The organism is Flavobacterium sp. W22_SRS_FK3 (assembly GCF_052113665.1).
Taxonomy (GTDB): domain Bacteria; phylum Bacteroidota; class Bacteroidia; order Flavobacteriales; family Flavobacteriaceae; genus Flavobacterium.
Genome location: NZ_JBGQOF010000007.1, coordinates 113,658 through 124,714 on the forward strand (window position 1 = coordinate 113,658; position 11,057 = coordinate 124,714).

General features: G+C 33.0%; 6 protein-coding genes. 4 read left to right on the plus strand and 2 right to left on the minus strand.

All coding sequences use genetic code 11. From position 1 onward, the window contains the following. Nucleotides 1-34: 34 nt before the first annotated feature. The gene (locus tag ACEN2I_RS08845; protein WP_441765736.1) at nt 35-736 is read right to left on the minus strand and encodes a LytR/AlgR family response regulator transcription factor; all 702 of its coding nucleotides are present in this window, start codon (nt 734-736) and stop codon (nt 35-37) included. After that, on the minus strand, nt 726-1,778 hold the full coding sequence (locus ACEN2I_RS08850; RefSeq protein ID WP_441765737.1) for a sensor histidine kinase: 1,053 nt from the start codon (nt 1,776-1,778) through the stop codon (nt 726-728). Before ACEN2I_RS08850 ends, ACEN2I_RS08845 begins: the two co-directional genes overlap by 11 nt. A 261-nt stretch (nt 1,779-2,039) precedes the next feature. Between ACEN2I_RS08850 and ACEN2I_RS08855 the strand changes: the two genes are divergently transcribed. The 4 genes from ACEN2I_RS08855 (at nt 2,040) to ACEN2I_RS08870 (ending at nt 10,928) form a co-directional block, all read left to right on the plus strand. Next, nucleotides 2,040-5,063, plus strand: coding sequence for a SusC/RagA family TonB-linked outer membrane protein (locus tag ACEN2I_RS08855; protein WP_441765738.1), 3,024 nt, complete (start codon nt 2,040-2,042; stop codon nt 5,061-5,063). Between the two features lie 10 nt (nt 5,064-5,073). Beyond that, a complete protein-coding gene (locus ACEN2I_RS08860) occupies nt 5,074-6,657 on the plus strand; it encodes a RagB/SusD family nutrient uptake outer membrane protein (protein WP_441765739.1) in 1,584 nt (527 codons plus the stop codon). A 114-nt stretch (nt 6,658-6,771) separates the two neighbouring features. Further along, entirely contained in the window at nt 6,772-8,709 is a 1,938-nt protein-coding gene (nagB, locus tag ACEN2I_RS08865; protein ID WP_441765740.1) for a glucosamine-6-phosphate deaminase, read from the plus strand. A 152-nt stretch (nt 8,710-8,861) separates the two neighbouring features. After that, nucleotides 8,862-10,928: a beta-N-acetylhexosaminidase gene (locus ACEN2I_RS08870; protein WP_441765741.1), complete on the plus strand. Its 2,067-nt coding sequence runs from the start codon at nt 8,862-8,864 to the stop codon at nt 10,926-10,928. Nucleotides 10,929-11,057 lie beyond the last annotated feature (129 nt).

The following is an 11,057-nucleotide window of genomic DNA, read 5'->3' on the forward strand; positions in this document are numbered from 1 at the left end:
TTTTTAAATATTTGTGATAAACAGAAAGGGATCTTTATTCTAAAATTTTATTTTTCACCTCTTTGCTATAGTTTCTGCCAATGGGTATGGTATACGAAAGGATTTGAATGCGGTTTCCTTCGATAGATTTAACTTTATTAAGAGCAATTACATACGATTTATGAATGCGCAGGAATTTATCACCAGGTAGTTCTTCGGATAAAGATGTCAATGATTTATGAGTAATATAAGTTTTATCAGGTGTAACAATTTTGATATATTCTTTCATTCCTTCAACAAATAAAATTTCTTCAATATTAATTTTCATCATCTTTTTATCTACTTTGATAAAAATATGAGAATCTCCTTTAGGAGTTTCGGCTTTAATATTATTTTTTAAATAGTATTCGGCCGTAATTTTATTTATGCATTTAATGAATCTTGGTAACGGAATTGGTTTTACCAGATAATCTAAAACATCAAGATCATAGCTTTCGGCAGCAAATTCTCTAAATGCGGTTGTGATAATGACTTTTGTTTTATTTTCGATTAGGCTAATTAGTTCAAAGCCGGTCATCATAGGCATGTTGATGTCTAAAAAAACAACATCAACAGGCGTGCTGTTTATAAAATCGAGCGCTTCCAAAGAATTATTGAATGTACCTATAATCTCAAAGTCTGTAAAATTGGTAAAATAATTTTGTAAAACTTTAATAGCTAAAGGTTCATCATCGATTAATAAGCATTTAATCTTCATTATGAATAGGTATTTGCAAACGTATTATATAGTAATTTAACTTAGTTTTGTATTCTAAGCTAAATTTATTTTTGTAAATTAATTTTAATCTTTTTTTGGTATTAACTAAGCCAATACCACCTTTTGAATCAAATTTTTGTGAAAATACAAAATTATTTAAAATTTCAAAATCTAATATTGTGTTGTCAATAACGCTACAATTGATTTTAATTTTGAGGTTTTTATTGTTTAAACCTCCATGTTTAAAGGCATTTTCGACTAGTGAAATAAATATTAAGGGAGGTACTTTGACATCTTCAATATCGGATTCCAGGTTTATGGTAACTTCAACATTCTCAAAACGAAGCTTTTCAATTTCGATGTAATTTTGAATATAATCAATTTCTTTTATTAAAGGTACAAATTTAGTCCCTTTCACATCATATAGGACGTATTCCATCAGGTTTGATAACTTAATAATTACATCAGGAACTTTATTAGAAGATTCTAAGGATAATGCATATAAATTATTTAATGTATTGAAGAAAAAGTGGGGCTGAATCTGACTTTCGAGGTATTTAAGTTTTATTTTAAATTGATTTTCTCTCAAAGATCTGTTTCTTTCTCTTTCACGCAGCCAGGTCAATGTCAGATAGACAGAAGATGCCATTGCTAACACATACAATTCCCCAATACATACTGCAAGAATATGATTGATGTCAAAAGGATGGTATTCACGATTTGCTTCAGGCCAGATATTTTCGGAGATGATATAATAGGTCAGAGCCGTCTTTATTAAGTAGATTGAAAAAAGACTAATTAATAAAGCAATGGTATATTTAAAATACTTTTGTTTTAGGACATAATGACGAACTAAAACAAAAAGATTGAAATAAACTAAAGGTATGTGTAACGAAAATTCAATCAAATTAGACTTAAATGAATATTGATAATCGTTGAAGTAAGCACCCCATCTTAAAAAGTTAAGTGTGAAATAAACACTCCAAAACCAAATATGATTTTGAAGTTTAATATCAAAATTTAATTTTTGAATTTCACTCAATTTTTTAATGTATTAGAGATATTGTGATTGGTTTAATTATATGCAACTTTAAACAATTACTTGATGAAACACAATTTTTTTGAATAAAATTTTATATAATTCCAGTAATAGTATATTATTTTATTAAAAAAACGTTTTCGTAAAACGTATTATTGATTGTTTTATGTCGTTCGTTTAAAGTTTGATGCAGTTTGTATAAATTATTTTTTTTAACAATACCTTAAGAATAAATTTACACCATAACTAACAAATAAAATAAACATGAAAAAATTTTTATTAATCTTTATGATTGTTTTTACAGCGCAGGTTTCACTTGCTCAGGTAAAAAATGTCAAGGGTTTGATTACAGATTCTGACGGGATGCCATTACCAGGTGCATCTGTTGCAGTACAAGGAGGCCAAAAGGGAACAACTACCGATTTTGACGGATTGTACACAATCGAAGTTCAAAAAGGTCAGAGTTTAGTTTTTACTTATGTAGGGCTAGAAACTCAGACAATAGTTGTAGGAGATGCCACTACAATTAATGTAAATATGAAACAAGCAGCATCAAATGCACTTAATGAAGTTGTGGTAACTTCTTTAGGTTTGAAGAAAACGAGAAAATCTTTGACATACGCAGCTCAGGAGCTTAAAGGCGAAGAACTAACTCGTGTAAAAGATGCTAACGTTATCAATACAATTGCAGGTAAAATTGCCGGTGTAGCCGTAACTAAAAGTTCTGGTGGTACAGGTGGATCTACTAAAGTAGTTATTCGTGGAAATTCATCAGTTGTTAATAGCCAGCCTTTATACGTTATAGATGGTATCCCAATGTTAAACTCAGGTTCTGGTCAGCCTAATGATTCATTTGGTAGTTTATCTGGAGGTAACCGTGATGGTGGAGATGTAGTTTCTTTAATTAATCCTGATGATTACGAAGGAATGACAGTTCTTAAAGGTGCTGCGGCTTCTGTATTATACGGTTCTCAGGGAGCTAATGGTGTAATTTTGCTTTCATCTAAAAAAGCTAAAACAGGAAAGGCTAATTTTACAGCTTCATCTGTAACTACTTTTGAAGAAGCGGCTTATATGCCTAAATTCCAAACAGATTATATCGCTGCTCCGGGAGCTGACGAATCTTGGGGAGCGAAACAAAAATCACCAGATCATGTGAAAGACTTTTTTAGTACAGGAACTACTCAAATTACATCAGTAGGATATTCTCTTGGTACTGAAACTTCTTCAACTGCATTTTCTTATGCTAATACAAATGCAACAGGTATAGTTCCAGGAAATAGTTTAAAGAAAAACAACTTCGGAATTAGACAAACAGCGAAATTCTTTGATAATAAATTAACTTTTGGAGCTAATGCAAATTATACTTCTCAAACAATTATAAATAAACCTGTTAATGGTTTTTACTTTAACCCGCTTACTGGTGTTTATTTGATGCCAAGAGGAAATGATTTTAATGAATACAAAAATAACTACGAGTTATTTGATCCAAACAGAAACTTAATGGCGCAAAACTGGATGACTAATAGAGATATTATGCAAAATCCATATTGGGCAATCAACAGAAATAAATCTGAAGATCAAAATGATTTCTTCAACGGATCGTTATCTCTATCTTACAAAGCAAGTAGCTGGTTAACAATTGCATCAAGATATAGCTATAATAGAATAACAAGTTCATTTGATAAAAAAATATACGCTACAACTCAAGGTACTCTTTCTAATATTAACGGTAGATATATTAATGAAAATGCATTAAGTTCACAGCGTTACGCAGATTTAATAGCTACAATCAATACAAAAATTGGTTCTGATTTCAATTTCAGTGCAAATGTTGGAACAAGTATTACAAATACATCAACAAACGATAAAACAATTTTAGATTCTGGTATTAGTTCAGGATTAGTTTATGCTAACTGGTTTACATTAGCCAACTTTGTAAATAATTCAGGTAATTATCAAACAATAGATTCAAGAAGAGAAGTTCAATCTGTATTTGCAACTACAACATTTGGTTACAAAGATATGCTATTCTTAGATCTTGCCGGAAGAAACGACTGGTCATCTACAGTGCCTGATCCTTATTTTTATCCATCTGTGGGTGTAACTGCACTAATTAGTGAAATGACAACATTACCAGAATGGATTAATTATGGAAAAGTACGTGGTACGTTTGCAAAAGTTGGTAATGATATCTATCCTTTTATTACTGATCCTACTTACCTTTATACTCCTACTAACGGTCAAAATACACAGCCAAATGCCGGACCAAAAACAGGAACTACATTAAAACCTGAATTAAAATCAGAATTTGAGTTTGGTACAGAGTGGAGAATGTTTAATAATAGATTAGGTTTTGAGATCTCTTATTATAATTCTGAAACAAAAAATCAATACTTACAGATTTTGGCACCAGTTGGAAATAAAGAAGGGGTTAAATATTATGGATTTAATGCTGGTAGTATTCAAAACAAAGGTATTGAGATTGTATTAACTGGAGGAATTGTAAGAGGAGATAAATTTTCTTGGGATACTACAATCAACTTTTCACAGAATAAAAATAAAGTAAAAGAAATTCCTAACGAATTAGGAGGAAGAGTTAATTTAACTGAAGCTGGTGTTAACAGCTACAGATATGCATTAATAGAGGGAAGACCTTACGGTGTAATTGAAGGAATTAACTTTAAAAGAGATGCTCAGGGCAGAATTTTGCTAAACGATGATAATACAGTTCAAAAAACAGACTTTGAAGAAGTTGGAAACTCTAATCCTGATTTCATGTTAGGTTGGTCAAACTCATTCAAATTTGGTTCTTTCTTTGCTAATGTATTAATTGACGGTCGTTTTGGCGGTGATGTAATGAGTTTAACAGAAGCTCAAAATGATTCTTTTGGAGTTTCTAAAGCAACTGGCGATGCCAGAAATGCAGGTGGTGTTGCAATCAATGCTGTAAGAGCAAGTGACGGTACTCCGGTTAATACAATGGATGCTCAGTTCTATTATACACAAGTTGGTGGAAGAGCGGGAGTTACTGGTGAATACGTTTATGATGCAACAAATGTAAGTGTAAGAGAGGTTTCTATTGGATACAATTTTAATCCTAAAACATTGCCTTTTATTCAATCAGCGAGTATTTCATTAATTGCCAGAAACTTATTCTTTATTTACAAAGACGCTCCTTTTGATCCAAATATTGCATTAAGTACTGGTCAAGGGTTACAGGGTGTAGACATTTATGGCTTACCATCTACGAGAAGTATTGGTCTTAATTTAAATGTAACTTTCTAAATTTAAAAAAATGAAACTAAATAATAAAATAACGAAAGCGGCTATTTGTGTGTCATTGCTTGCTGCAGTAGGTTGTACAAGTAATTTTGACGAAATAAATACCAATCCATATGGTATTACACCAGAACTGCGTGAACAGGATTTTAACCACATCAAAGGAGATTTTTCTCCGATGTTTAATAATATACAAGTTCTGACTCCGGAGTGGGTTTATCAATTACAACAAGGTTTAAATTGTGATATCTGGTCTGGTTATATGGCGACTCCAACAGGTTTTGCAGGAGGAATCAACAATACAACTTATTCATTAGTTGATGGATGGAATGGATTTATCTGGGATTACGCATATCCAAACGTAATGTTTAATGCCTATGATATTGCAAATAAATCTAAAGGTAAATATGATCAGTTTTATGCTTTGTCTTTAATATTGAAAGTTGAAGGAATGCACAGAATGACAGATACTTTTGGACCAATAATTTATTCTCAATTTGGTACATCAGATGCTACAATTGGATATGATTCACAAGAAGAAGTATACAATCAAATGTTTAGTGAATTGGATATTGCTGTAGCTGAATTAACAAAAAGAGTAGATGCAGGTGAGGCTTCAACATTTGTAACAACTGACTTGTCTGCATATAAAGGAGATTATAAAGCTTGGGTAAAATTTGCAAACACTTTGCGCTTAAGATTAGCAATGCGTATTGTAAAAGTAAAACCGGCATTGGCAAAAACAGAAGCTGAAAAAGCTGTTGCTCAAAAATTTGGAGTGTTTATGACAAATGCTGATTTATTTAAAATTGTATCACCTGTTTATACAAATCCAATTGCAACAATTAGTGATTCATGGTTAGATATTAGAATGTCTGCCGATATGGAATCAATTATGGGAGGATATGAAGATCCAAGACTGGCAATTTATTTTGACCTTTCAACTCAATTTCCTGGTCAATTTAAAGGAGTTCGTACAGGTATAGATATTGCTGCAAAATCAGATCACCAGGACTTTTCAGGAATTGGATCAGTTGTTAAATCTAAAGAAATTGTTTTAATGACTACCGCTGAAGCTTATTTTTTAAGAGCTGAAGGTGCATTAAGAGGATGGGATATGGGAGGTGACGCTGAGTCATTATATAAAGCGGGAATTCAAGCTTCATTTGACCAAAGAGGAGCATCTGGCGCAGCAGCATATATGGCTGACAATATAAAAACTGCAAAAGCTTATGTAGATCCTAATTTCCCGGTAAACAATTCTCCAGCGGTGAACAATGTTACTGTGGCCTGGGATGAAGCTGCAACTAATGAAGTGAAATTGCAAAAAATTATTACTCAAAAATGGATTGCAGGTTTCCCTGAAGGACAAGAAGCTTGGTCTGATTACAGAAGAACAGGATATCCTAAACTTTTCCCTGTACTTAAAAATTATAGTGGAAATACAATCACGACAGAATTTGGTGTAAGAAGAATCAATTTCGTTCAATCTGAAAAATCTGCTAATTCAGGTGGTGTTGCAACAGGTGTTGCTAAACTGAATGGTCCTGATACAGGAGGAACAAGACTTTGGTGGGATACTACTGGCCCTAACTTCTAAAAAAAAATAAAAAAAAAGAAAGAATATTAAGTTTGGTTAGTAAATGGTATAAGCGGTGAAAATTGCTTATACCATTTCAAAAACCAAAAGGGTAATTACTATAAAAAGAAAAAAATGAAAAGTGCTTTAGAAATAAAACCTGATATCAGCTATAAAAGTGCAGGGAAATTTGAAGAGACCAGATTTGAAAAAATCCATAATGAAATTTTCAAAAATTCTACTGAAGCTTCAATAATTGTTGCGCAGGAAATTGCACAATTAATTAAATCTAAACAAGAAAAAAACAAGTCTTGTGTATTGGGTTTAGCAACAGGTTCTTCTCCTATAAAAGTATATGAGGAATTAGTGAGAATGCACAAAGAAGAAGGATTAAGTTTTCGTAATGTAATCACTTTTAATCTGGATGAATATTATCCAATGACAAAAGAGAACAATCAGAGTTACCACTATTTCATGCATCAGCATCTTTTTAACCATATTGATATTGATCCTGAAAATGTAAATATTCCTGATGGTACGGTATCTATTGATGAATTAAATCAGTATTGCATTGATTATGAGATGAATATTAAAAATGCAGGAGGGCTTGATTTTCAATTGTTAGGTATTGGTCGTACGGGTCACGTAGGTTTTAATGAGCCGGGATCACATATTAATTCAGGAACCAGAATCATTACACTGGATCACATTACAAGAGTTGATGCTTCATCAGATTTTAATGGTATAGACAATGTCCCGAAAAGAGCAATTACTATGGGCGTTTCTACAATCATGAGATCAAAAAGAATTGTATTAATGGCCTGGGGACAAAACAAAGCCGATATCATCAAAAGAACGATTCAGGGTGATATCAGTTCTGAAGTTCCAGCCACATTTTTACAAAACCATCCAAATGCGACTTTCGTATTGGATCAGTCTGCAGCAGTAGAATTAACGCGTTTTAAAACACCTTGGTTAGTAGGAGAATGTATCTGGACACAGGAATTAAAAAGTAAAGCGATTGTTTGGTTATGCCAAAAAACGAAACAATCTATATTAAAACTGACTGACCGTGATTACAACAACAACGGAATGTCTGATCTTTTGGCGCAAGAGGGTTCTGCGTACGATTTGAATATTAATATGTTCAATGTTTTGCAGCATACCATTACAGGATGGCCGGGTGGAAAACCAAACACAGACGATTCACATCGTCCGGAAAGAGCTAATCCTGCTAAAAAAAGAGTTATTCTTTTTAGTCCACACCCTGATGATGATGTGATTTCTATGGGAGGAACTTTTTCAAAATTGATAAAACAAGGTCACGATGTACATGTAGTATATCAAACCTCAGGAAATATTGCAGTTACAGATGACGAGGCATTAAAATTTGCCGAAGTAGCTAAAGATTTTGTTGGCGATTCCGCCAGCGTAATTAACTTCAAATCGGTAATTGAATTTTTGAATAACAAATCAGAAAACCAAATCGATTCTTTAGAAGTTCGCAAATTAAAAGGACTTATAAGAAGAAGAGAATCTTATGCAGCAACAAGATACATTGGATTAAAAGATGAAAATACTCATTTTTTAGATCTTCCATTTTATGAAACGGGACAAGTTAAGAAGAATCCATTAGGTCCTGAAGATGTGGCTATTGTTAAGGATATTATAGCCAAAATAAAACCACATCAGGTATTTGCAGCAGGCGATCTTGCTGATCCACACGGAACACATGAAGTTTGTCTAAACGCCATCTTTGCAGCCATGAAACAATTAAAACCAGAAAAATATATGGATGATTGCTGGTTATGGTTATACCGAGGTGCATGGCACGAGTGGGATATTCATGAAATTGATATGGCCGTTCCGCTTTCACCATCAGAAGTATTATTGAAACGTCACGCAATCTTGTACCACCAATCCCAGAAAGACAGGGTTATGTTCCAGGGTAATGATTCCAGGGAATTCTGGGTTAGGGCAGAAGACCGAAATAAAAACACAGCAATTCTATATGATGAATTAGGACTGGCAGAATATGAAGCTATTGAAGCTTTTAAGCGTTTTGATTATTAAGATTATTTAGTGATTTGAGTGGGGACAAATCTAATAGCAAAATTCAGTTTGATTCATAGTGATTTGTGAGTTTCAATAAAGATCATCTGAGTTTTGTTTCTTAATTATTTATTAATGTTATCAGTTGGTAACATCATTTCAAAGAAAAGAAAATGAAATATATACTAGTCCTACTATTAGCAGGTTTAACATCTAGTGCTCAAGTTCAAAAAGAGCAGCTAAATCTTATGCCGTGGCCGCAAAACATTGTTTTAAATGATGGGAATTTTGCTTTAAATAAAAATTTTAAAGTAAACATTACCGGAAATCCAAATCCAAGAATTTTTGGAGGTGTAACTCGTTTTTTACGTCGCTTAGATGGTAGAACTGGAATGTTTTTCGGACAGGATTTTATTACGAAACTAAACGAAGTTCCAACTGCAGAGCTTCAGATTAACTGTACGAAAAACGGAAAAATTGGTTTGTATGAAGACGAAAGTTATCATTTAGATATCAAACAAAACCAAATTACAATCAATGCAACAACAGATTTAGGAGCGTTACATGGCCTCGAAACGTTATTGCAAATGATGCAGAGCAATAGTACATCATTTTATTTTCCGAACTCACAAATTTCAGACTTTCCAAGATTTACATGGAGGGGTTTGATGATCGATGCTTCAAGACATTTTCAGCCTGTAGATGTGATCAAAAGAAATATTGACGGATTGGCTGCTATGAAAATGAATATATTCCACTGGCATTTAGTAGATGATCAGGGCTGGAGAATTGAAATGAAAAAACACCCAAAGTTAATTGAATTGGCTTCGGATGGACAATATTACACACAAGAGGAAATTAAAAATATCGTTAAATATGCTGATGAACGCGGTATTTTGATCGTTCCGGAAATAGATGTTCCTGGTCACGGATCTGCAATCCTTACAGCGTATCCTGAAATAGGAAGCAAAGTGATTACGCTGACAGGAGGGACTTCAGAAAAAAACATTCAGGGAACAGCAATTGCTACCTATGGAGTTGAAAGAAATGCGGGTATTTTTTCGCCAACATTAGATCCTTCAAATCCTAAAACATACCAATTATTAAGTGAGATTTTTGATGAGGTCTGCCCATTATTTCCCGGAGCTTATTTTCATATCGGGGGAGATGAAAATGAAGGGAAAGACTGGGATGCAAACCCAAAAATTCAGGCATTTAAAAAGAAAAATAATTTAGCAACAAATCACGAATTACAGACCTATTTTACTATGCAATTAGTGCCAATGCTTAAAAAACACGGCAAACAATTAATGGGATGGGAAGAAATTTTGACAAAAAACATGTCTAAAGAAGCTATTATTCATTCCTGGAGAGGCCCGAATGAAGGTGTTGCTGCAGGTCAGTCATTAGTAGATGCAGTAAAAAAAGGATACAAAACAGTATTATCAAACGGATATTATATTGATTTGATGTATCCAATTGAGAGTCATTATCTAAACGATCCAATGCCTAAAAATGCTAGTTTAACTGCCGAAGAAAAAGCAAGAATTCTTGGAGGTGAAGCCACTATGTGGACAGAATTGGCAACGCCAACAACATTAGATTCAAGAATTTGGCCTAGAACAGCCGCTATTGCAGAAAGACTTTGGTCAGATGAAAATATTACAGATGTATCTAATATGCACAGACGTCTTGAAACCGTTTCTTTCAGATTAGAAGAATTGGGTTTGACACACATTCGCAACAAAGGTGTGATTTTAAGAAATATTTCAAACAATCAAGATACTAAATCTCTTAACGAATTTTCAAATGTTTGTGAACCTTTAAAAGGATATACCCGAAATAAAGACGGAACAGAATATCAAACGTATTCTCCTTTCACACTTTTTGCAGATGCCTGTACGCCTGATGCAAAAGATGCGCTGGCTTTTGATGAAGCCGTAACACAGTATTTGACTGCTAAAACAGCTGATAATAAAGCAAAAGTAGCCCGTTTTTTCAACAAATGGATTGCTGTAAATAAAGAACTAAATAATTTAAGTGCAAATGCCCCTTTAGTACAGCCAATTTTGCCTTTAGCTAAAAAACTGAATGATGCCTCACAAGAATTGCTACTTGTTTTAGACAATAAATCAACTTTAAAATCAGAAGATTTAAAAAGTTTAATCGAACAATGTAATACAAAAGAACATGCTGATGTTGAGTTGGCAGTGTATGCAAGTCTTAAAAAATTGATATAAAAATTGGTTTGAATTAGTAAGTGTTTAGGTTTTGTTACCATTATTGTTTTGGATTTTATTTATCTCTACTAGAAATTCCTAGTAGAGATAATTATGGTAAACACTCTTTATACTTAGAATTATAAGAAA